The organism is Moritella sp. 36, assembly GCF_018219415.1.
Classification (GTDB): Bacteria; Pseudomonadota; Gammaproteobacteria; order Enterobacterales; family Moritellaceae; genus Moritella.
In genome coordinates, this window is record NZ_CP056120.1 from 3993863 (window position 1) to 4017918 (window position 24056).

Genomic DNA, 24056 nt, shown 5'->3' on the forward strand with positions numbered 1-24056 from the left:
CCTAACCCAAATTAATTAAAAATAGCGGCAGAATAACGACACATGCTAGAATCCCCGCCCATAAGCCGTAATGCCTTAAACGGAAAAAGCATGCTTGAATTAATTAATGAGCTCTTAAAATTATTAGACACAATACTAAATTTCTAATTCTCGTAGTGGATAAAAAAGTCCTGCATTCATTGCAGGACTTTTTTATTATAAGGATTTACCTGCCAGACGAACATTCTCTATTTATCAAATATTTCATCTGATAACCAAATATCTACTCGCCCCAATTTCTGGGTAAACTATTTTAGCTTGCACCGTAAAATCAATGATATCAACCAAGAGGTTGGAGGAGTTATACACCACTAAGCGCGAGAATAAGTGATCACAAATACTTGGAACTCGGTGAAATCCAGTTTAATAAACCAATTTTAATGTAAATTAAAAATAAATATATCATTCAAATAGTTAGTGGGTGTAGTGTTATTAACACCACGAAAAATAGAGTTTTTATATCGCACAACGATAATCAACGGTTAAGTTTCCAATGGCCTCAGGAAACTCTAGCCATTCACTATACGAGGCTACTAGAGGAATTTGATATGTCTAATCTCAATGTCGTAACAAGCAATCCAAGTGTCGAAAAAAGCAATCCAAGTGTCGCAGCAAGTCATATAGACAAAGCGAACAAAGGGCAATCAGCCCAGTCCCTTATCATCCAAACCTATGCGAATAGCGTTAACGAGCAACCAAGCGTCGATTTTTCAGGTAATCAAAATTTAGCGCTCTACGAAAAACAAATTAATGATGGACTGGCAACAGCCCAAGGCCACGCAGCCAATTATTTAAACAATATACAACCAAATATTATTAAGAACATAGCCAATATTGATAATTACTACACGCTACACAATGCAGTTCCAACAATATTGCCTGAAGGGTCAACAGAAGAGCAATGGGTAGAGCTCCTCACGGTACTCAAAGTGAAAGCGACAGAATACCAGAAAGATGCAAATGGGGTGAAAACATCACTGGAAGGATTAACCAAGGATCTGAGTCATGATTCCCAATCTTTTTCAAAAACTGTCGGTAATCTTAATACCGCTGTTAACGGAGATAATGGTGTCTTAGCGTCAGATCAAAAACAATTAGATAATATCCAAGGAAAAATAGATGGCGCAATTGCAGGTATCGCCGTGAGTGGTCTTACTATTGCAGGCGGTGTTTTTATGATCGTCGTTGGCGGTGTTGCTGACTTTGTCACGGCAGGAACCACCACTCCGCTAGTGGTAGGTGGTATCGGTATGGTAACAGGAGGTATAGGTGGCGAGGTAGCTGCTGCGATCACATTGAAAAACCTGAATGACGAAAAAGCCCGCTTATTAAGAGAAGAATCAATGCTTGAAGCAGAGGTTAAATTAGCCTCGGGGATTAGTAGTAGTTATCAAAGCCTAGTAAACCAAGTTAACAATGCGGTTACTGCCGCAACTCAAATGAAAAATGCTTGGGGATCCCTAGCGAGTGATCTAGGCAGTATGATTAGTGATTTACAATTAGGGATCATAAGTACTGGTATCGTGCGCGAAATGATGTTGACCGCAACTAACGGCATAATAAAAATAGTGCTTAAGGATATTGATACCATAAAAGGACAGATGGCTGGCGTAACCATTATCGTAGCCAAACCAGGGCAAACAGTAGGTGAAGCAATCGTTGAGGCTGCAGAAGCGCTCGCGGCATAAATAATTGAGCATGTTCCTACAAGTGTAGGTGCATGCTAACTTCATCCGAATAATAAAAGTACATTCCCCCATACTTCATAAAATAATTCAAATTCCGATCGATCACGTGTTTTATACTAACCATAAAATGCAGGAGGTTCACAAATGAATGGTTATTTATCACAAGCAATTGCAAACTTGCAGGCTACCGAAAAACAAATTTCACACCTTTCTGGCTTGCCATCCGCGGCCCAGAAAATACAGGCAGAATCAATAACCCTTATTTCATCGATACTATCGACAGTTCAAACCACACAACATACCATTATTAGCTTTGTCAAAAAGTCCGTTCCCGAGCTAAATGAAATAGATGCCATGCTTGCGAACAATCAATCGTTACCAAGTATACAGACTGCAATAGAGAATGTTAAACACGAAACGATAACATTACAGTCCGACGTAAACGAAACCACTAACCAAATACAAACAGCGTCATTGCAAATACTTAGCTATTTTAATCGACTAGCAACCATCGAGTCTGACTTAACAACACAGATGTTTAAATTACAGGGGCAACGAGACTATGCTAAAGATAAAGAAGAGGCCACAAAGAAGAAGTATTATTATCTTCTCGCTTTAGGTCCTTTCGGTCTAATCGGTTTAGCAACTGCACTCGGATTATATTTAAAATGGAAATCTGATGTTAACGATTACGAAAGCCAAATCAATGCATTAAACAATCAAATTCGCGCACTAAAAACAATGCAATCAGCCAGTCAATTACTGGGCACAGACTTCCGAGGAGTAATGGAAAAAATATCAGGGGTAAAAAATGCCGTTGACTTTCTAAGCAGTGATATTCTAATCATTGAATCAAACTTGAATGACGATAGTATTTTTCTGATTATTGAACTCAAGATAAAAGCCGCAATTACAGAAGTACAGACACTCGGTGTTGATGCATCTTGAGATATACACAATTAATAAATGCATAAGAAATGCATAAGAAATATATAAGAAACATATAAGGATCACTGGGATAATATTGGCTCACACCATGCTAAGCTAATGCGAAATCAAACGACCATTAATACATCGAGTGGTTATGACATTAAAACGAGTTCGATTTATTTCATTGGTCCTTCATTTCTGGATAGCGTTCGTTCTGATTATCAGCCAGATAATTCCTAGCATCGAAGTACTCTATGGACTGATATTATCAAGCAATATTTTCATGCTTATGGACTTTAAGATCCTACGGCGTAATCTGCTTATCTACATACACCATATCTTATTCTTGTTTCTCTCTAGTGCCTTGGTGCTAGTCTCTCAAGTTGAACAAGGCTTCACTAACGAGATGCTAACAGCTTGTGTTAGTGCAGGTATGTTGATTTCGAATTCATCTTGGACAAAAAAACATATCAAAATCTACGCTGCAATAAATATATTGATCGCGACCTACTGTGTCTACATTATCTTATCTCTGAATGCTCCTATGTCATGGCTTTTCCTTACATTACAGTTAGGGACCCTAGTGACACTAGGACTCTCTTACACCATCTCTCTATATATCATATTTCGCCCAACATGCTACAAGCATCAACAAAGTCGTCGCTGATCTTTATTCGTTTATCCACAGAATAGAGTCAAACAAATCTCGCTTTAAATGCCGACGGACTTAACCCAATAATGGTCATAAACACTTTACGGAAACTATTTACATCATCGTATCCTATATTCAGAGCAATCTGCTCAAAGCTTTGAGTTGTAGACTCTAGTAGCTCACATGCTTTTTGAACTCTCACTTTTTGAATATATTTAATCGGCTTTAAGCTTGTAGCATTAGTAAATTGGCGTAGAAATGTTCGCTCAGTCATACAGGCTAAACCCGCTAACAAAGAAATATTTAATGATTGATTATAGTTTGCTTGAATATAGTGTTGTACTTGTAGAATCCGTTGATTTCCATGATTAAATTTTGGCGTAAAGCTACCATAATAACGCTGCTCTCTTTTCCCTGTATCTACAATAAGATATTTCCCAAGTGTTCGCATTATGTGTGGCCGAGTAAATTGTGCCACTATCTCTAATCCTAAGTCAATCCATGACATAAGACCGCCCGCCGTAATGATGTCCCCATCATTAATAAGCAAGCTCTCGACGTTAAGAGATATTTTAGGGTACAGAAAATTAAACTCTTCGGCTAACTGCCAGTGCGTCGTCGCAGGTCTGTTATCTAACAATCCCGTTTTGGCCAGTATAAATGCCCCAGCACAAGCACTGCATAATATCGCCCCCTTATTGTGGGCATCATGCAGAAATTGCAATACTTCTGGTTTAGGCGCTCGGTAATAATGACCATCCAAATTAGGAGGAAGGATCACAATATCACTTTGGCTATTACGACTTAACCCGCTATCAGACTGAACAACACCCACAGTAAATTGCATATCAAACTGACTATCTATGATTATTTTATTCGCGATTAAAAATAGTTCTTTAAGGCCATGAACTGCACTTTGCAATGCATTAGGGTAGTCGATAATTACAATACGGATACTACTTGTCATTTTTGCCCTACTTTGTGGCAATAACGCCATAGGTGTCGTTGATTTATATTTTGCATAATAGCCTTAACAAAACGTCGAAACAACACAAGAGAGCTTATTATGTCTAACACAGCATTATTATTAATTGATTTTCAAAATGACTATTACTCAACATATGCAGATGCTAAATGGGCACTATCAGGTACTGAAACTGCAGCATCTAATGCCGCGACTTTATTAGCAGCATTCCGTAAACAAAGCTTGCCTGTCATTCATGTCCGTCATGAATTTCCTTCAAATGATGCACCCTTTTTTCTACCAGAATCTGAAGGTGCAAAAATTCATACGAGTGTCGCGCCAATAGAAGGTGAACCCGTAATTTTGAAGCATCAAATAAACAGTTTTCGTGACACTGAATTAAATAATATCTTGAAAGACCTTAACGTTGAGAAGCTGATTATTGTGGGTGCAATGAGTCATATGTGTATCGATGCTGTGACCCGTGCCGCTGTTGACCTTGGATATGAATGTCATGTCGCTCATGATGCTTGTGCAACGCTGGATCTTGAATTTAATGGTGTCACCGTCCCTGCAATCCATGTTCATAGTGCATTTATGGCGGCATTGAATTTTGGTTACTGTAACGTGGACAGTACAACTCAATTACTCGACTTAGTTAGTTAAATCTATCGAGGGAAATACTCGAGTCGTCACGCATAATATTGCCCTTCACTCGTAATTACGCGTGAAAGGCAATATCGATTACATCAAGGTCGACTCAAAAAATCCCCTTGCTGATGATAGCCACCCAACCCCTTCAGAATCTGACTTTGAGATTCTCTTTCAACACCTTCAAATACGACGATCTTAGTTCGACCTTCCATTAGTGATAAAATATCTTTAACGAACTTTTGCTGCTTTAAATCATGTTCCAAATCACTGACAAAGAATCGGTCGATTTTGATCGCATCAGGAGATATCTTGTCCAACAAGTCGATGTTATTATTCCCAGAACCAAAATTGTCAAGTATCACATGAACCCCCAAGTTTTTTATCTTACTTATATTTTCTAACATATGGGGATCATAATAAAATTCAGAACACTCGGTTATTTCAACTATTATTACGTCCTTATCACAACGTTTTATAGCCTTATAAATTTTTTTAAATCCCCTTCCCCTCAATAAAGAAGGACAGATATTGACACCAAATCTACCGTACTCAGGTGTTATACCTTCTATACTTTTTAACACCAGAATTGTATGCAAGCCAAGAAGACCATTTTTTTTCAGACTATTTATTGCGATTAATGTATCTATGCCCTTAAACCGAGTAAACATTTCCCAGTAATGCGTCATTCCAGTTTTTGTATTTACGATTGGGTTCAAAAAGATAGAAAAGTTCGAAAGTCTAAATATGTAATTAAAAAGGGCAATGATCATTAATCTCTCAAAAACAAAAATCAGAAAAATCACCACAAACACAACTTGTACTGCGATATAACGGCCATAAAATGATATTTCGCTATCATCACCGCGCCATTTATAAATAAATATTCCATTATCGATTTTTCCAATATTATTACCGAAATTATCGCTATAGGTAACACCGCTAAGTAGCGGATGAATGATAGAGTGCTTGTATGGTGCTGTTATCTTTTTTTTCTTCATACGCCCGATAACTCTCACCTCACCACTAACAACCTCCCTGTAAAAATACGAGTCTCTCTTTGACATCCAGTCAGAGATGATTATGCTGTTAGAGTCCAAGTACACAACTTTATTTTTTTCAATAATACATTGTTCAACATCTTTTTTAATAACGAGAATCGCACCATCTTCAAACCTTTCATTTACAATAGGTAGACATGCCTTTCCTCTATCCCCTAAATTGTACTCGTTAGCGATTTCAAGAAGAGTTCCATCATACTTCAGGTCTACTTTCTCGCGAAGTGTAATTAGGTGAGCAATCTGTAGAAAATATATTAATCCAACTAAAGCTATTCCCCCTAGAGTATATGATATGACTTTCATGCTAATGACCTGAGGTTTATAGCCCAGCATAAATTTTAAGACTTGAAAACGAGATTGGGTATTATTAATAATGGAATTCAAATTACTTACTTCAGATGCCGCACTATGAGCACTTAACCCCACATAGTAGCCAACCCGATTGGCATTAACGATAAAATGAAATTCGTCACTGTTATTAAGCGTGGTACTTACCAACTCTCTCGTTTTTCTTCTAATGGATGCGATTGCATTCTTTAGCATATTAGCGGTCAGTTTTTTCGGGATTAACTCAAATAACCTTGATTCGATCTCCCTTGCGGATACAGGGTTAGATTTACTTCCATGCTCACTTATTATTTTTATTACTATAAATTCAACTTCATTAATTCTTACCTTTGATAGTACTCCCCCATCTGAAAATAATATTAACTCTCCTTCCCTTACATCCATGAAAAAATCATTACACTGCAGAGGATCTAAATTAAATTTCATGCGCTTTCCTTCTTAACACTATTTTCATATATCGGCACCCAGAATCAACTCAACTGAATTTAAAATATTTCTTACGTAGTACGCTTCATTTGTACAGGATAATCATTCATTTTATTCATTTACTACCACCCATTAAGTGGTCCTATCAAATGTCATTTTAATCATCCTGTAGCTGCGTACCTTTGCTAAACATCTTTCAAGATATTCTGGAGAAACACCAAATAAAATGCCTGTGATTAAGGCGCATGCAGTAGAAAACCACAAACCACCACAAACTACCCACCTAGAGGTGCAAACCACTACACCCCACCCATTAAGTGGTATTATAAATTGATTAATCCTTTATTTAAAGGATTAATCGGGTTTCTGCCCCCATTAATTTTCATTGGTTATATTTAAATTTACCAATGCTAATCTTAACTCCCTTCCCACTAATCCAGTGAATTCATCATCAACAGAACGACTGTGTATTTAAAATATAAATACACAGTGAAACACTCACTAACAAACCAATCAACCAACTAATAAATAGTCCCTTTTGCTGAAGTCGGATAATCCTACATTTTGGTCGTTAATCGCTAATTTAACTCCAAATTAACGATAAATACTGTTAATTTTGCTCCAACTTCAACTACAACGACAATGGCTAAGGCATGCAAACAACTCTGCTACCAAGTCCCATTATGAAATAAGGATATATGATGATAAATAAGAACAAAGTTGCTCTAGCGATACTATTGACCTTTGGCATAAATACCTCATTACAAGCAAACTATGCTTCATTTGAGCGGTATCCGCACGCTGAGCATTCAGCTATGTATGAACTCCAAGAAAATGAAAATATTTTAGGTGATCCGCGTCAATTTCTTAATGAAAACGGTAGTTTCATACTACAAACAGAGGAATGGCTCCAGATTCAATTATTTACCGAGGCAGCAAAAGGTCTACCAACAACCGAAGAGAGTATGAAAACCTACTTTCAAATAACAGATCACGTGGCGTTTGACGGCGTATATAACGAGTTGCTTAAAAGTTATGAGGAAATAAATGATATTGCATCACTGTGGTCAGGTCCTAGTGGACACATGAGTAAAATGGTCAATTTAGCTGGTGATCTAATGGTATATTCAAAGTCCGTAGTTTGGAGTGCCACAAAGTTGGAAGATGCCACAGAAGACCTCTTGGCAGCTGCACGAGCAGGCGATGAAGTAAAGTTCCAAGAAAGTAAAATGATGACTCTCGCTTTATTGAGTATTATGCAAAACCAAACCGAGAGCTTTTATAAAGACACTACAAAAATGGACGATGAGTTAACTATCTTTAGTGAGACTTTAAGTCTGCAAGCAAAAAGGCTTGCCGAAGTAGAAAGGCTTAATGCGGGCATTTTGCTGAATGATGGTACAGCAGAACAATATCATATCGAAGAGCTAGTTCGTGAGAAAGACGAATTGAACGCCGAATACACGAAATGGGTTACAGTCGGCGCCACGACACCAACTTATGCATGGGTTTATCCACTTGGAACTATCGCAGCAATAGGCGCTGCTGCCGCAAGTACAGCTTACGCAGTGGATCTTAAAATAAGATTAGATGCGAAAAAGGAAGATCTTGAGAGAGCTCGAGATAAATTAACGACGACCCAAGCTGTATATACATCTTGGGTCTTGGCAACAACCAATATTGATAGAATACAAGAACCAATGTTGGCGGCCCGTAATTCACTCAATAAATTGAGAGGCGGTTGGTCACAGCTCAACTCGCAGATAAAAGGAGTGCTTATGCTTATTGAGTCAATTGATTCTGAAAGTGTTATTCATAATCCAAATAGCCTTACGGCAGCGTTTTCAACATCGAGTATAGTCGAAAATATCATATGTGGTTGGAATGACGTTGGAAATACAGCATCAGCGTGGCAATTAAATGCTTACATAACTGAATCACTCGAATACAGATTTAAGCTAGGAAACTAATTTAGATTTTAGCTACTAAAGGGGGGCCCCCTCCCTTTATCATAAGATGAGGTTCACTATGTTTAAAAAAAATGCTGTTCTTGCATGTATGCTTCTTGCCAGCCCGTCGATATCTGCAAATATATGGACGGACTTTTATGATGCCAAAGAACCACTGTATTTACCCACAGCTTACGATGAAACGGCTACGGTCATTTCAACACATCATGCAGTCATTCAGGGGATGTATTTAAATTCCAAGGATATTAATGAAATTTTGCATCTTAGCAACAAGGTTAGTAGTGTTGTTATCGTGGCCGATACAATCAACCTTGAAACGCCAGTAATTGCGGATATCACAGGCAAACAAATCCAGATAATGGCAAGGAAGATAACTGGCAGCAGTGATCTTAACTTGCTTGTAAGCGATGACAATAATACATTATTAAAAATTGTTGCGAAAGAGATCAAAGACAATGTTTTTGTTATGCAAAAGTACAATTCGATTGAGGTAAAAACGGATGCAGGAGAAAACTTTACGTATTATAACAGCCAAGGTATAGAAGGTCTTTACCAAGATAATAACACTAACGTGGAGGGGCTGATTGCTTCACTACCAGAAAATAAGACCTTTATTTTCGATCAAGGTTTTGATTTAGGTGCTTCAATGTACGATCAAAAACCGGAACTAAGTCTTCAGATGCTCGATTGGTACGCAAAAGTACTTGGTAAGTCAGAACCTTTACTCACAAAAAATAAAGATTTCGCTAACTTGTACCACTCCCTTAAAAGTTTGCAGATGTTTGTTGAGTTAAACCAGAAAGCAGGTGACTACATCCCAAAACTAAAATTAGATGTGTATTCCGACTCATATGAGACGATCCTGCACTCTATGGCAGCCTACCAAAGTGAATACGATAAATTTGATAAGCAACAAAACGACTTAGCAGCAAGAAAAAATACAGCTTTGGCGATGCTAGGACACTTAGAAAGTGCGCTTGATTCACAAGAAGGTATTATTAAAAACCAAAATGACAAAATTGAAACATACCAGGAAATTGTAGATGATAGAATTACAGCATTTGAACAGCAGGAGCCCGCAGTTAACGCCGCGAAAATTGACTTTGACGTGGGGCTTGCATACTATAAAATAACATCAACAGCAAACGTACTTTTTGACTGTTTAAATATTATTACAGACATTGGCACCGGCATCATAGCTGCGTATACGGGTAACCCCACAGCAATTGCTACCACTGCAAGTAAAATGGCGAATACTGTCGATAACACTTTTTTTAGTGCCGCAAATCTAAAAAATCTCTCAACGAATATTGCTAACATCCAAAAAATTTCAAAATCAATCACAGAGATGCTCAAGCTGCTCAAAAATCAAAGTTATGACCACAATTTGCGCAAACAGATGAAAGAACTAGTTCTTGATATCCCAAGCCTAGAGGATTCAGCTTTAAATTGGACTTTGACTCAACAAGACATTAATGAAAAATTAGGACTCGCCAAGACCGAGAAGATAAAAGGAGCATCACAATATAAATATGAATTAGATAGACTTATGATCTGGGGCTCATCGATTACGAGTACCCAACTTGCAATCGTTCAGATGTCTGCACTCGTCGTCGACCTAGAGTTAGAGAAAAATGTCATTGTTAGTGATATGGAAACAGTTAAAAATATCCTCACTAGTATTGACAGTAAGGAAACAGACTTAGAAAAAGTTGAGCAGTATTTGTTCCGAGCATATAACTTTTTCAAACGGCCTCTTTATACTGTTCAATTGAACTACAATGCTGCGTTTAAATACCATACATTTGAGGATAGTAGCATTACACCGCAGTTGAATGGGTCGTATCTCGACTACAGCAAAAACCTAGTAACGATGGACACTGAGCTCCTTAATGTAATTGAAGACTTTTATGACGTTGCTCCACAAACATTTCGCACTTCGTTTGTACTCGATAATAACGGGCAAATAAAAGAGCTCCAAAAATCTGGTTTCTTTACATTTAATATTGATAAAGAAAATCATCAATCTTTTGCCGATGGTCTATTTGATGGGAAGCAGCGAGTTCGTTTAGAAAAGATGGGGATTGAACTTTTAGGCGAGGACGTGCCTGATGGTAAATTCATATTCCAGATAAGCCATTCGGGCGGATTCACTGATTTTTACAATGGTAAGGATTATAAATTCCATACGAGTGAAGCGAAACGTTTTTATCAGTACTCTAAATCTGGAGATACCATTGAAGTCGAGGTTGACGGAGAGCTTGCTAGTGACTTCGATAAATACATGTTTGACCCTACCGCTTTTTCTCAATGGACCATTAAGCTGAAAGATTTTGAGAAAATAGATCTTAGCGGTGTAGAGGAAATTAAAATTAAACTTAATGGCAATTGGATAACAACACCTTGGCTAATATAATAACCAACTTAACATAATATCAGTCCATACCTTTTTTGTGACCATAATATTGACTGCATGCATCATTCAGTAGGGGCTAGAGACATAGCCCCTGTTTCCAATAAAAACTCGATGCTGCTTCCGCCAATAAGTCATTTCTAACATATTTAATTGGAAAATTTGGCTGATTTCTATCATGAGAAAGTCTAATAACATAACCTATACATCTATAGGCTTGATAATTAAAGGGGCTTTCAAGATCCCAAGGTAAGGTATTTAAAAAAAGAGTTCTTTTCGAAAATAATCTCGTGATATTTATTTTAAGTAAGAGATAATCAAGATGATCAATTTTATAGATAGGAAGTCTTATCGTGGTGATAAAAACCGAACCGAATGATTTAAATAAACAGTGTGGTAAAGGAAACGTGTTATACCAATCTAAAGGTATCACCTACTGTGAAGAAGAAAGTGTCTTTCTCAATAAATTTAATGTTGATGGTATTGCTAGAGTACCATTCGATGAATTTATCACTATTCCTCAATACAAATTAGCGCTTACAGCAGCAACTATTCCAGCAAATAAAAAAGAGTTCTTACGCTTTAATATGGGAGTAAACAATTCTATCGTCGGTGGAAAATATTTAGTCATGCCTATAATGAGATCTGGCAGTGATAGTACTAAAACAGGCTATGTTTCACCTTTATTATCAATTGATGAAGCCATGGTTTACAAGGTTAACAATATCACAAACCATATCAGCTATAACGACTTACCCAAGATGGTATCAAGCGGAAAGTTAAACTTTCAATCTTGTGTATCAGGAATCTTTGATATAGCGAGCTTACAACACTCAATTGTAGATCAGCGTTATGCCATCAGTCGGCCAGATCTGACACGTGCACAAAGGGTATCAGCTGGTGTTGCTATAACCTCTCTTAGTCTGATTAATTTTATCGCCATATAGCCAAATGATAGGCGTTAAGCTCTATCCTGTCATTCAAGTAAGAATGGCAGATTTTATCATTATGTGTTTTTTTAATTTATGCAGTTGATTGATATAATTAGTCAATGAGTGGTTATCTCCCCATTCCCAAGGACATTCTCCGCCAAATGTGATATCAAACTCCTTATTCACGTGTCTATAATCGTTTCCTAAAGAGTCCTTTAAAGGTAGATTTGGCACTTCATCATTTAAATTGACAACTCTCCATGAATCAGAAATTGCACTATTATAAATTGAAGTAAACTCAGGAGAACCAACACGAGGTCCAGCAAATGTATAGAGGGCTAGATTACTCAGGTTTGTATTCTTTGCAATATCGAGCGTATTCAAAACGGAAAGTGCGGCTCCCAAGCTATGACCAGTTATGTATAGAGTCCCTTTTATCTGCTTCTCTTTAAGGAAATTCAAAACAATATTTTGAGGTGAAGAACCTGACTGATCTGTCGCGTATAACTGATAAAAACCTAACTCAACGTCGATATGTCCAGGAAGATAAGAACATCTTACTTGCTCAAACTTAACGTCTTCTACCCACTCTTCAACTGAACTCGTTCCACGCCAACTAACATAAATGTTGTCCCCCCTTAGAAACGACGAACCCTAATGGGACATGCTTACTCTCATACATCGCTTGAAATGTGAGCTCTAGTTTATATCCTTCAGGACCAGTCCATACCTTTCTTTCTTTGTAGGCATCATATTGACTATATGCATCATTACTTAAGCAGGCCAACTCTAAAGCCAAGTCTAAATCAAAACCTTTTGGTAGGTCCATTTTATTCTCCTCACTCTATATTATGGCGTCATTTCAACGCCGCATTCAGCTGGAAAACTGTGATTCAACTTAAATAACACTCAAAATAAGATAAAACTCATTCAATTTCGATCTCTCTCTGTCAATAACGAGTACTAATCGGTATAAATTAATTTCAACGAATGCATTAGCGACCCCTACACATACATATTATACGACCAGCTCTAACGTCGCAGGTATTCATCAAGCAACAATAAGACTATTTAACGGCACAGAGAATGGCGGTATTGCGATGACGAATAGAAAGCGAGAGAGATAGAGTAAGTTTACTCAAGTGACTTTAAAGCGGTGATACCATGCCATACAAAAAAAGCCACTCAATGAGTAGCTTTAATGTTTGGAGCGGTCAGCTAGGATTCGAACCCGGCGTCTTCAACTTGGAAAGCTGACGTATTACCATTATACGATGTCCGCATGGATTGAGATATTACTTCAGTTTTATCGTAATGCAAACAGAAGAAATGTCAGTGTATGTCAGTAACATTTGGCGATAAAGAATCAAAAACGAGAGAGAATAAGTTTACTCAAGTTAACTTTAAAGCGGTGATGCCATGCCATACAAAAAAGCCTCTCAATAAGTAGCTTTAATGTTTGGAGCGGTCAGCTAGGATTCGAACCCGGCGTCTTCAACTTGGAAAGCTGACGTATTACCATTATACGATGTCCGCATGGGTGGAGATATTACTTCAGTTTTATCGCAATGCAAACAGAAGAAATGTCAGTGCATGTCAGTGCATGTCAGTGAATGTCAGTGCCAGTTGTCGTATTGTGGACAGAGAGCAGTACATTAATATGGCTATTTTATACGCGCTGTAGCGTTATTCAGTGCTGTCTCGCTTTTATTATTTTTCGCTTTAACGTCCATACAGCTAGTAATAGAAATTCGAAATGCGTAGGATGCAGCTCATATTACTTTAAGCAATGAGCTACGAGCACCGACATGTCGATCACAACAACAGAACAATCTGTTACCCGCGCCTTACTTATTTCTATTCGCACGCCTTGTACTACGCAACAGGACGTGGACGAATCATTATCTGAATTAAGCCGTTTAGTTCATACTCTCGGATTTTCTGTGGTTGGGACTAAAACGCAACGACAAAAATCGACCAAACAACTGTCAGTATTAGGCTCTGGTAAGCTAGAAGAATTAGCCTCGTTAACAGGTGAAAGCACATTTTATGAAGATGAAGTGCAGATTGAATTAGACCAAGACGAGTTAAGCCAATTATTAGCAACAACAGATGTTAAATGCCAAGCCAACATTGTGGTATTCGATTGCGAACTAAGCCCGAATCAATTAAGTAATGTTAAAGCGGCACTCGGCGTAGAAGTTTACGATCGTACCCGCGTTATTATCGAAATTTTTAGTAAACACGCACGTACTCGTACTGCGAAGCTGCAAGTAGAGATCGCGCGACTTAATTACTTAACACCGCGATTACGTGATGAAAGCAGTGGCGATCGCGAACGCCAAAAAGGCCGTTCAATCAGTGAAACTGTGTTTGAGATTAATCGTCGCCGTGTTCGCACTAAAATAGCCGATCTACGACGCGAACTGACCAAGGTACAACGCGAGATGCAAGGTCGAAGCAGTGGTCGTATCGAGCAGTTAACCGTGGCGTTAGTGGGTTATACCAATGCCGGTAAATCATCTTTAATGCGTGCTCTAACAGGCTCTGAAGTATTAGTTGAAGATAAACTGTTTGCTACTTTAGATACCACGATACGTACACTACAGCCGCCGACACAACCGCGTATTTTAATCTCCGACACCGTTGGTTTTATCCAGAAATTACCCCATGATTTGGTTGCATCATTTCATTCGACCTTAGAAGAAGCAAAAAATGCAGACTTATTGCTTTACGTGGTTGATGCATCAGACGAAAATTTCATTTCGCAATTAGCCATTGTAGATCATGTATTAGGGCAATTAAATATCGATTTGAATAACAAAGTATTATTACTCAATAAGGTAGATTGCTTAAGCGAAGAACAGCAATTAGACCTGCTGGAACGCTATCCCGATGCGCTACAAATCAGTGCGCATGACAAGAGCGATGTCGCGTTCGTACATCAGGAAATTCAAAATTTACTGGAAAAGAAAATGTGCCCTGCCTGTTTTGATATCCCCTACACAGCCAGTGGTGTGATGGGTGAAATTCACAGTAAAATGCAGGTTCTAGAAGAGGAATACCATGAAAAAGGTATTCGTATCACATTAAAAGCAAGCCCGGTTGCCCTAGAGCGATTACATAAAATGCTGCAACTCACTACTTTTTAATACGCAGTTAAAAATAAATTAATGTCGCACTCCGGTTCGGACCTCTGTGTCCGAGCCGGGTATCCGAGAAAATACCTGTGTAGGTGGATAATATTTTCGCTATTTAATTCTAGACCCTAAGTCACGATCTTCACTACTGCCTTTAACAAGAGTATACAACTCATCAACCTTCGCTAACTTTCCATCTTTAAAATAGTAGAAAGCCAAAAATCTTAATTCTGCGTCTCCTCCTCCTTTTTTTGTTAATGTAATTGTATGGGTTTCTGAGATAACACCACTACTATCAACATTTACGTCCTCAAAATGTATTTTTGCGCCTGATATAGATTCAGATAGCACTTTTGCGTGCGCTAAAAAATCAGCTCTCCCATTTGTTCCGGCGCCAAATACTTGCACAAAATCATCAGAAAGAGTCTCATCTAACTTACTCGGGTTATTTAAAAAGTTATCAAAAGTTTGCTCTAAAAATTGGTTAGCTTGTGGATGACTTAAATCACTAAACGTTACCTCTATTGGTGCAGCCTGGCTAAAAGTGCTAAAGCTAAGTAATGACACAGCGAGTAGTTTTTTCTTTAAGAATTTGTTCATGTTTATTCCTCTTTAAAATGTCTACTCAATATATAAGTTAAGCTGTCACTGTGCTTTCGAGATAACGTCAATAGCTTCAGTCTTTGCGCCAAATACGGTAATTTGTTATACGTAAGTTTTGACACACTTTGTCATCGTTATTTCTGACACCGATTCACCTTCGATTCGATAATAGTCAGATATTTCACCAATAACTTTAAAGGCACACTTTAAATAGAGACTTTTAGCAGGCATATTTACCGAGAGTACATTAAGATCAAGCCAATCAATACTACGATTTTCACAACAAAAGCCGACTACTTTTTCCATCATTTTTTCACCGACACCTTGTTTACGGCATTTTTTGCTCACCCCCATACCCAGTAATACTCGATGAAAACAATACTCTTCGCTATGATGCCGTAGATCTATATGGCCACAAATATGCCCAGAGGAATCTTTAGCTAACCAGAGCTTCCTCCAGTTAGGCGACCCTAGATCTGCATCAAAACCATTTTCAAATTTTTCACGCGTTTGCTTTGATACATTATTTTGAGTTCTTGATATCGGCTGAAATAGAGCTTCACCTTCAGCACCATTTTCGGTTAATTGGTCTCCCAAATAATCAAAGAAACGCGCTAAATCTGATATTTTTGCTTCTACTATTCTCATACTCTCACCTTATTGCCATCAGAGGCGCAGAAAACCCTGCATTATGAATGGATCATGTTCTGCCATAGGAACTCTCCTAGTGCTAAAGCGGAACAACGCTATTAACACAGAAAATAAAGAGCAATTAACGCACAAGCAGGAGAATTTTGATATATTACTTTACATAGATGCATCAACACCATGTTATCAACTTTGATGCGGGCATCGTATAATGGCAATACGTTAGCTTACCCAGTTAAAGACGCTCGGTTCGAATCCAGGCTGCCTGCTCCAAACATTAAAGCTACTCATAGAGTGGCTTTTTTTGTATCTAAAAAATACTCATCAGTAATCAACATACCTTCAAGCCTGTATTTCAAAGACGCTTCCGTAATTCGACAACCTCTTGCTTTCAATAGATTTTGTAGTATGTCGAATCAATGCCGCAGTATAGTCCAAAAGAAGTAGTATAAACATAAGTATTAATTTCGTGGATATAGAAGCTCAATTACTATGTCGTTAGATAGGTAGGTAGAGTAAGTAGCTTATTCGGCTTCGAGTCCCGCTTTCGCAGAACTCGCTCTTATCACTTAGTGTTTAACGCTGCTACACATTAGATAAATCTTTCAGTTTAACGTGAATTTCCATTTCAAGATAACCATCAACTCTTGCGTCATTCAAATAACGTTCAAGCATCGGGAACTCATCTGGTTCAAATCCACTATCAGGCAGCCAATCAGAATAGATACTCAATATAGCCTTAATTGTCTCCTCTGGATGCCCTTTATAATAAAGTACAGCGTACTTACCCTTTGGTATTTCAGATAGAGTAAATGGTGAGTTAACCTGAATATCATCACCAATGACGATAGACGAAACATAACGACATTTATCTATAGGTGTCACCGTTGGATTATTAAAAGCAAAGGCAAATCGTTTTTGATCTTCTGGTTTGATACCGTTACCTACCGCCCAATCAATCAGTTTATCCCATGCTGTATATATTGCTTCAGATTCATACCCTCCTTCAGAGGCTAATGTGCATACACGCTGACGCTCAAGTTCTCTTACTTCAATTCTCATATTTATTCCCTTTAAATTAGTATTATCCATCACTTCATTTGTGATGCGATTAGGATACAAATCTGAGGGATTAAAGTCTTTTCCATACTTGCTAGATATTTTTCCAATCTTGCTATCTTTGACTTTGTCTGGATTTCTAATTTCTGACGGACTGAAACCAAAATGAAGCCTCACGGCTTTTGAAAAATTGGCGCTCGACGAAAAACCGCTATCTAAAGCAATTTGAGTAATGGATAGCTCTGTTTTAAAGATCAACAAATTGACCGCTTTCTCTAATCTGCGCCTAGCGGTGTAATCATTAACGGTTTCACCTACAACACCAGTAAAAATACGATGAAAGTGGAATACCGAAAAATGACTTATTTCAGCCACTTCGGCAAGTGAGATTTTCTTAGACAAATGCGCTTCAATATACTTAATTACTTTATCAACACGAGCTTTGTATACTTTATTCATAATTACCTAGTTCTGATTGTTGATCAGATTAAAAATGATCATGGAGGCCTCTTAGCTAAGTACCGATGACACCTACTAACGATTGTATGATTTCATCATTTAAAAATATATTATGACCACCTTCAAGCTCCTTTGATTGAACTTGTTTACCTTGAGACTTTAGCGCTTTTTCATAATTGAGGCTCAAATATGGCTTAGCCGTTTCGTCTTTATTCCCAAAATAAATATTAATTTTAGTATCATCTGAAATTTGGCTTACTAAATCTATTGGTGAACTAATGCCTAAGTCCCCTTTAAAACCCTCATATTTAGATATTTTATACATATCAGCTCTCCAAGCCGGTATATTACAAGGACAAGAAACAATAAATGCATGATCAACAAGCTTGGGATATAAAGATATTAATTTAGCGCTAATCGCCGCGCCGCCAGAGTGCCCAGCAAGAATAACCTTACGAGAATTGTAATATAATTTTAAACTTTCAATGGCTTTAGCAATTTGTTCAATTCTTATATCATCGTAGTTATCTCCGATAGCGTCACCTCTTATACCGTCTGAAATCCGAGATAAATGATCCATATAACCAGGACGAAGCATTCCAATACTGACCACATTTTCTGATAGTTTTGAAACCGTTTCTGCAAACCGATACTGATATGAAGGATTATGAAAAGGTGCGTCACCATGTAGCGCAATAACTAATATAGGGTTGTTCGTCATATTTTTACTTTTGTAAGTCATAATTTTAGTAGAAACATCATCAACAATAACCTCGTCATAAATAACACTATTTTTTGCCATCGCGCTATTTACACATAAGATCAGTAACAGTAATAATTTCATATTCAAAAAATTCCATTTATTTAAAATAAAATACCAACTCGGCATTAAAATCTATTCTTAGCAAGCATTCAGTCCTGTTCACCACCACAAACGCGACACTACTTTAGTGGTACTTTAAATGTTATTCAGAAATAAGCAAATAGCAACATGCAAGTATTACACTGAATACCTATCTCACTTTGAAACTGCCGCATTGTAAAGTTACAACCAAAATAAACACCAACTAAAGCACCAAAAAACCACCGCCAAACACCACAAAATGACTACAACAAATCACCACAAATGTCACCATTAATTATAATAAAACTAAATAATAATTATAAAAAAGTTAATAAATACCTATAAAATAGTTATTTATGCTGCAAACGCACTAAAATGATCATTTTTATGTTTAATTTACCACGTATCACCAAACCCGTAAGAGCTCAAAAAGCACACAAAGAGCACACAAATCAAACTTGACTTTTAAATGTAGGGATATACAGATCACACAATTTGATGTACCGACTTAAAGCAACACGAATTTACATGCTACTTTTGTCGTACCTCCTATTGTGTAGGAAGGGCATGTGAATAATCATAAAGGATTTAAAATGAAAAAAATTATACTTGCGTCAGTACTGTCAATGTTACCGCTAATGAGCTTTGCTAACAACTGTACTGTGCCAGCACAGTTAGATGGATTAACGTTAACGACTTTAGCTAATCCACTTTACGATAAAAAGAAAACTAACGCAGGCACATTAGCGAAAGTAACTTTTGGAGCAGGAACTTACGACTTCAAGGCTTTGAATCGCACTACTCAGTATACATCAAACTATACTTACCAAGTGATCGACTCTACGAACGGAATTGGTCTACTTGAAGGAACTATGGGTGCCTTAAACTACACGTATACTTTCAAATGTCTGACAGACGATTCAGGTATAGGTGTATTTACAGAGGAAGCTGGAAATAAACAGAACACATTCTTCTATAGTAAAGGTTAAGTTGAATTCTCACCAAAAATAACTGTCACTGGACGGGTATTGAGGTGAAAATCAACGATGATCTCACGTAACCGTCGTAATGTAAGATCAGTATCAAGTAATGGTTCGCTACGAGAAATCTAGCGAGCCATTACTGCTCTAAGCACGTCGACAATTTTAACCCTAGATCAAAAAAACCTCCGTTGAAGAGGTCTAATTGACTGTACAGCTACAACAAAACCTAATCGAGTTTAAAGTTTAAAAACCTCTACTGATTTGTTTAAAGAGGTTGCAATATTTGATATTAAACCAACGCACTGCATTACAGACCACCAGCTAGATCTAAATAGTTTCCCGTCGAAAATGACGATTTATCTGAAGCTAACCAGTAGATGGCTTCAGCAACTTCTTCAGGTTTACCACCTCTTTTCAGTGGAATAATATTTTTTAACCTTTCGATTCGCTCTGGCTCTCCACCGTCTGCATGCATATCCGTGTGAATTAACCCTGGACGTACACAATTAACCCGAATGCCTTCACCTGCAACCTCTAACGATAGACCTTTAGTTAAGGTATCTATCGCTCCTTTTGACGCGGCATAGTCAATATATTCATTTGGAGAACCAGAGCGTGATGCTCCAGAAGATACATTAACAATTACCCCACCTAAGCCACCATGACGAGTAGACATGCGCTTTACAGCTTCCCTGCAGCATAAAAAATAGCTGGTGACATTATTTACGAGTATTGAATTGATTCTATCGGCACTCATATCCTCTAAGCGTGACTGCTTTTTCAAAATACCTGCATTGTTCACTAATATTGATACCGAACCGAACGCTTTGTCCACAGTAGAAAACATTCGTACCACATCCTTCTCAGAAGAAACATCGGCTTGAACAGTCATACATTTCCCACCTTCCGCGATTATCGCTTCCGCTAATTGGTTGGCAGATTCTGAATTAGACTTATAGTTGATACATACCGCATAACCTTTACTCGCAAAAAGTTGCGCTGTCGCAGCTCCGATTCCTCGCCCAGCACCTGTAATTATCACCACTTTTCGCGCGCTCATAAAATTCTCCAAATTTACTACTTTAGATAGTTAGAATATTGGACTTCAAGTCCTGCTAGCTCACATTAAGGTTGATAACGATAATACGTGGTTTCCCTAAATCGAGATGATACGACCTCGATTATAAGGATAAATATATTTATTTATGTAAAGATTTGTATTAGTTCAGCTACGACAAACACTTACATTTTAAACATTGAATAGGACTTTTAAAAAAATCTATAATAATCCTATACATTGTTAAGGAGTTTAAAATGAAAAATTTATTAGTATTGTCTTTTCTTGTTATCAGTTTGTCTGGTTGTTCTGGTATTCGTCAAACTGACGAAACGTTTGATGCCCATGCAGAGAATGTAAATGTATTATTTATGCAGTTCCCTGGTGGTGACACCCAAGAACGAGCAATGGAATTAGCGCCAGAAAATGCTGAAATCGTAACAATCAAGTCAACAGTTACAGATACCTCATCATTCCTTGGTGTAGTAAACCGCATCATTGGTGTTGATCAAACTAAAATCGCGGGCGTAATCAAATAAAAAATCAACCTCTTACATAGAAAGTGAAAGAATTATGCTGTGTAAGATCAAGATTATGGTTCGCTACGTAAAATATAGCGAACTAATTCCCACCAATCATGTAGCCGATACGACCCAAGACAACATCTAAAAATACAATTTGTAGTGTAAAGCACCCAAACCTGATAACCCTAGTCAATAATAACTAATCAAATGAAAAAACACTATTTTGTTACAAAGTGTGACAGAACTAAAAAATAAACAAATAACACTGCATCACTCATTTATCAGGGACTTCACCGTTATGCGTACCACAAATATCAAACCGAAACGCGGCACTTGGTATATAGTTCGGATCGCTACGTGAGTACTAGTGAACTAACGTCCCCAAAAACATCATTTCAAGTCAGTTAAACTACCAACATTCAAACACTGACAGCTACCTACCTTTAATTTACCTTGCACTTACCTTTTACCAACTTTAAATTCACCTTTGATTCACTTTTAGTTTACTGATTATTAAGGTATATTTGTGCTGAGTTTTACTTTTATTATATAAAAAGGATTTATTATGAAAAATGTTTTAAAACTAGCTGGCATCGCCCTTACTTTCATGGCTCTTTCTGGTTGTACTGGTACTACCTATAACAAAGAAAAAGATTGTTCAGCTGATTACCTTCTTGTTCCAGCACTTTCTATCCCGACAATGATTGGCGCTTGTGAATCTTAAGACTGTTAAGACTATAAAGTCATAACGCATACTATGTAATATGTTAGTTCGCTATGTGAATGCGAGCGAACTAACTCCCACCAGTAATTACTCTTAGCACCTAGCTAACGGCCATCCAATATCCCTATTAAGATATAATGTCATGATGAGTTTATTTATTTGCTATGGAATTATATTTCTAAATAAAAACAATATGATTAACTTCGTTGGAACAAACCTTAATCGAAATTATTTAACCAGGAGTGATAATCATGAGTAACTTACTTAACCAAGCAAAAACTATCTACACTGTCGCAAAAGACACTGCAAAAACATCTGTCACTGCTGGTTTTGGTGTTTATGGCACTATCCTTGATCAAGCATCAAAATCATCAGATAAAGCAACGCAACTTTTTGAATCTCTTGTTGAGCGCGGTGCGCAAGTAGAGCCTAAACTAAAAGAGCAAACGTCTGCAATCTTTGCTAAAAAAATCACGTTAGGATCAGTTGAATCTAAAGCGCAAAGTATCACTAGCCGTTTGACTGGTGTTCAAGGTTCAAAATTGAGTGAAGTAGAAGTCAAAATTGACCAACTGACTACGCTGGTTAGCGAGCTAAAAACGACACCTGTAAAAGTCATTAAAGCACCAGCAACTGCTGAAGCATAATGACACTTTAACTGTCGTGGTTAATTGAAATGAGCCTCCTGATTGGAGGCTTTTTTGATCTCAATATTAACCACAGCCGAAAGTTTTAATTTAAATACTTTCTCTTATATGTTGATGATTTAGATAAGAGTACTAACGAAGGTATAATAAAAATAAATCCTAAAGAAAAAATTATGTGAGCTAATTCTAATACTTCATAGACCGAAAATAAGGTAATGATTAATAACGATATGATATGCAATTTATGTAGAAATGAATTCTGCTTTGAAAATTTTGCGTAAGATCGAATGATCACAATAACTCCATGAGATGAAAAATAAAATAAGTAAGATAAGATACCACCGACATTAAAATCGATTAAGAGAAAGTCACACATTTAATAAAACTTTAATATTTTATTGGGCAACAGCTGCCTCATACTTATTGTCGATTTTTTGTTGCAGCTTTATAAGTTCTTTAATTAATTTACTATATTCTTTCTTTTCCCGTGTCGAGAGTTCAATTTCACCATGTTGGTAGGCACGCTCCCCTCGATTCATAAATTCGAAACGTTTCGTATTCAGATGTAAAAACTTCTTAACCATTGGGTCATCTATAAGAGGCTTACGGATATTGTTAATTTGTCTATTCTCGTACTTAGTTTCGTTATCGGGAATAAACAGTATTTCCTTCAGGTTTGAAAACATATCACGGGCATTAAGATCAATGTATTTACCATCAGGACCCAACCAAATCGCATGAAACTCAGCCTCTATAAATACACCCACTTTCTCCCAAATAACCCAACCGGTAACCAATGTTCCACCAAATTCATCAATTTTATCTTGGACTAATTGGAAGCACTCATTTTCACGTTCTTGATATTGAGGTTTACAAGGAACTAAAATTGGTTGCGTTCCGCTGATTTCGGAACAAAATGTCTTAACATATGATTCGGATATATCCGCAGCTTTCATAACTCTTCCTTGTGCCTCACTTTGTATAACAGGACATCCCGACTCCCCAAACCTGTTCACCCTAGTCAATAGCAACTAACTAAATACAAGATACCAACCTGACATTAAAGCTAATTCTGAAAAAGTGTGCAGTCCTGTTATTTATGTTTAAAATCCTGTTAATTAATCACAAGATTCCATATCCAATTGATAATATTGGTTTTTTAGCCCTCTACAAGAGAAATGGCAATATCCCTTTACGAACTATGACTCAGTGCACAAATAACCAAAAAGTAATAGAGAATTAATGAGGAACGGAGAAGAAATTGAATTCACTAGCATACACTTCTACTTCAGCA

The 24056-nt window shown here is 37.3% G+C and carries 21 protein-coding genes and 3 tRNA genes; 12 read left to right on the plus strand and 12 right to left on the minus strand.

The window, feature by feature from the left end:
• The first annotated feature begins 587 nt into the window (after window positions 1-587).
• Both HWV03_RS17635 and HWV03_RS17640 read left to right on the plus strand, forming a co-directional pair.
• Window positions 588-1727 (plus strand): HBL/NHE enterotoxin family protein, encoded by a 1140-nt coding sequence (locus HWV03_RS17635; RefSeq protein ID WP_211677061.1) that lies wholly within the window; start codon window positions 588-590, stop codon window positions 1725-1727.
• Window positions 1728-1871: 144 nt separating this feature from the next.
• Entirely contained in the window at window positions 1872-2675 is an 804-nt protein-coding gene (locus HWV03_RS17640; RefSeq protein WP_211677062.1) for a hypothetical protein, read from the plus strand.
• A 677-nt stretch (window positions 2676-3352) separates the two neighbouring features.
• Here the strand turns inward: HWV03_RS17640 and HWV03_RS17645 are convergent.
• On the minus strand, window positions 3353-4276 hold the full coding sequence (locus HWV03_RS17645; RefSeq protein WP_211677063.1) for a GlxA family transcriptional regulator: 924 nt from the start codon (window positions 4274-4276) through the stop codon (window positions 3353-3355).
• Between the two features lie 99 nt (window positions 4277-4375).
• Here HWV03_RS17645 and HWV03_RS17650 point away from each other — a divergent pair, with 99 nt between their 5' ends.
• Entirely contained in the window at window positions 4376-4939 is a 564-nt protein-coding gene (locus tag HWV03_RS17650) for a cysteine hydrolase family protein (protein WP_211677064.1), read from the plus strand.
• Window positions 4940-5022: 83 nt separating this feature from the next.
• Here the strand turns inward: HWV03_RS17650 and HWV03_RS17655 are convergent, their stop codons facing one another.
• Complete coding sequence (locus tag HWV03_RS17655; RefSeq protein ID WP_211677065.1) at window positions 5023-6759, minus strand: EAL domain-containing protein; 1737 nt, start codon at window positions 6757-6759, stop codon at window positions 5023-5025.
• Window positions 6760-7460: 701 nt separating this feature from the next.
• Between HWV03_RS17655 and HWV03_RS17660 the strand changes: the two genes are divergently transcribed.
• The 3 genes from HWV03_RS17660 to HWV03_RS17670 all read left to right on the plus strand — a co-directional run bounded on the left by HWV03_RS17660 (window position 7461) and on the right by HWV03_RS17670 (window position 12089).
• Window positions 7461-8729, plus strand: coding sequence for an alpha-xenorhabdolysin family binary toxin subunit A (locus tag HWV03_RS17660; protein WP_211677066.1), 1269 nt, complete (start codon window positions 7461-7463; stop codon window positions 8727-8729).
• A gap of 58 nt (window positions 8730-8787) precedes the next feature.
• Window positions 8788-11145: a hypothetical protein gene (locus HWV03_RS17665; RefSeq protein WP_211677067.1), complete on the plus strand. Its 2358-nt coding sequence runs from the start codon at window positions 8788-8790 to the stop codon at window positions 11143-11145.
• A gap of 350 nt (window positions 11146-11495) precedes the next feature.
• The gene (locus HWV03_RS17670) at window positions 11496-12089 is read left to right on the plus strand and encodes a hypothetical protein (protein WP_211677068.1); all 594 of its coding nucleotides are present in this window, start codon (window positions 11496-11498) and stop codon (window positions 12087-12089) included.
• Window positions 12090-12122: 33 nt separating this feature from the next.
• Here HWV03_RS17670 and HWV03_RS17675 read toward each other — a convergent pair whose 3' ends face one another.
• The 4 genes from HWV03_RS17675 to HWV03_RS17690 form a co-directional block, all read right to left on the minus strand.
• On the minus strand, window positions 12123-12701 hold the full coding sequence (locus HWV03_RS17675) for a lipase family protein (RefSeq protein WP_211680308.1): 579 nt from the start codon (window positions 12699-12701) through the stop codon (window positions 12123-12125).
• A complete protein-coding gene (locus tag HWV03_RS17680; RefSeq protein WP_211677069.1) occupies window positions 12691-12903 on the minus strand; it encodes a hypothetical protein in 213 nt (70 codons plus the stop codon). Before HWV03_RS17680 ends, HWV03_RS17675 begins: the two co-directional genes overlap by 11 nt.
• Before the next feature lie 377 nt (window positions 12904-13280).
• Window positions 13281-13356, minus strand: a tRNA-Gly gene (locus HWV03_RS17685).
• Between the two features lie 178 nt (window positions 13357-13534).
• Window positions 13535-13610 (minus strand) — tRNA-Gly (locus HWV03_RS17690).
• A gap of 272 nt (window positions 13611-13882) precedes the next feature.
• Between HWV03_RS17690 and hflX the strand changes: the two genes are divergently transcribed.
• A complete protein-coding gene (gene hflX / locus HWV03_RS17695; protein ID WP_211677070.1) occupies window positions 13883-15226 on the plus strand; it encodes a GTPase HflX in 1344 nt (447 codons plus the stop codon).
• A 99-nt stretch (window positions 15227-15325) separates the two neighbouring features.
• Here the strand turns inward: hflX and HWV03_RS17700 are convergent, their stop codons facing one another.
• Together HWV03_RS17700 and HWV03_RS17705 are read right to left on the minus strand one after the other, a co-directional pair.
• Window positions 15326-15814, minus strand: coding sequence for a nuclear transport factor 2 family protein (locus HWV03_RS17700; RefSeq protein ID WP_211677071.1), 489 nt, complete (start codon window positions 15812-15814; stop codon window positions 15326-15328).
• Window positions 15815-15919: 105 nt separating this feature from the next.
• Complete coding sequence (locus HWV03_RS17705; protein ID WP_211677072.1) at window positions 15920-16465, minus strand: GNAT family N-acetyltransferase; 546 nt, start codon at window positions 16463-16465, stop codon at window positions 15920-15922.
• A 197-nt stretch (window positions 16466-16662) separates the two neighbouring features.
• On the opposite strand from HWV03_RS17705, the gene HWV03_RS17710 reads away from it, so the two are divergent.
• A tRNA-Gly gene (locus tag HWV03_RS17710) sits at window positions 16663-16738 on the plus strand.
• A gap of 312 nt (window positions 16739-17050) precedes the next feature.
• On the opposite strand, the gene HWV03_RS17715 is transcribed toward HWV03_RS17710, so the two are convergent.
• Together HWV03_RS17715 and HWV03_RS17720 are read right to left on the minus strand one after the other, a co-directional pair.
• A complete protein-coding gene (locus tag HWV03_RS17715; RefSeq protein WP_211677073.1) occupies window positions 17051-17983 on the minus strand; it encodes an AraC family transcriptional regulator in 933 nt (310 codons plus the stop codon).
• A gap of 55 nt (window positions 17984-18038) precedes the next feature.
• Complete coding sequence (locus HWV03_RS17720; RefSeq protein ID WP_211677074.1) at window positions 18039-18827, minus strand: alpha/beta hydrolase family protein; 789 nt, start codon at window positions 18825-18827, stop codon at window positions 18039-18041.
• A 593-nt stretch (window positions 18828-19420) separates the two neighbouring features.
• Here HWV03_RS17720 and HWV03_RS17725 point away from each other — a divergent pair.
• Window positions 19421-19816 carry a hypothetical protein gene (locus HWV03_RS17725; RefSeq protein ID WP_211677075.1) on the plus strand — a complete coding sequence of 132 codons (396 nt, stop codon included), beginning with the start codon at window positions 19421-19423 and terminating at the stop codon, window positions 19814-19816.
• A gap of 301 nt (window positions 19817-20117) precedes the next feature.
• Here HWV03_RS17725 and HWV03_RS17730 read toward each other — a convergent pair whose 3' ends face one another.
• On the minus strand, window positions 20118-20870 hold the full coding sequence (locus HWV03_RS17730) for an SDR family oxidoreductase (protein ID WP_211677076.1): 753 nt from the start codon (window positions 20868-20870) through the stop codon (window positions 20118-20120).
• 254 nt (window positions 20871-21124) lie between these two features.
• Here HWV03_RS17730 and HWV03_RS17735 point away from each other — a divergent pair, with 254 nt between their 5' ends.
• From HWV03_RS17735 to HWV03_RS17745, 3 genes are all read left to right on the plus strand, one after another.
• Window positions 21125-21406 (plus strand): tRNA modification GTPase, encoded by a 282-nt coding sequence (locus HWV03_RS17735; protein ID WP_211677077.1) that lies wholly within the window; start codon window positions 21125-21127, stop codon window positions 21404-21406.
• Between the two features lie 550 nt (window positions 21407-21956).
• Entirely contained in the window at window positions 21957-22115 is a 159-nt protein-coding gene (locus tag HWV03_RS17740; RefSeq protein WP_211672814.1) for a DUF4223 family protein, read from the plus strand.
• Window positions 22116-22366: 251 nt separating this feature from the next.
• Window positions 22367-22762, plus strand: a complete 396-nt coding sequence (locus tag HWV03_RS17745) for a hypothetical protein (protein WP_211672815.1) — start codon at window positions 22367-22369, stop codon at window positions 22760-22762.
• A gap of 395 nt (window positions 22763-23157) precedes the next feature.
• Here HWV03_RS17745 and HWV03_RS17750 read toward each other — a convergent pair whose 3' ends face one another.
• On the minus strand, window positions 23158-23718 hold the full coding sequence (locus HWV03_RS17750; protein WP_211677078.1) for a hypothetical protein: 561 nt from the start codon (window positions 23716-23718) through the stop codon (window positions 23158-23160).
• Between the last annotated feature and the right edge of the window lie 338 nt (window positions 23719-24056).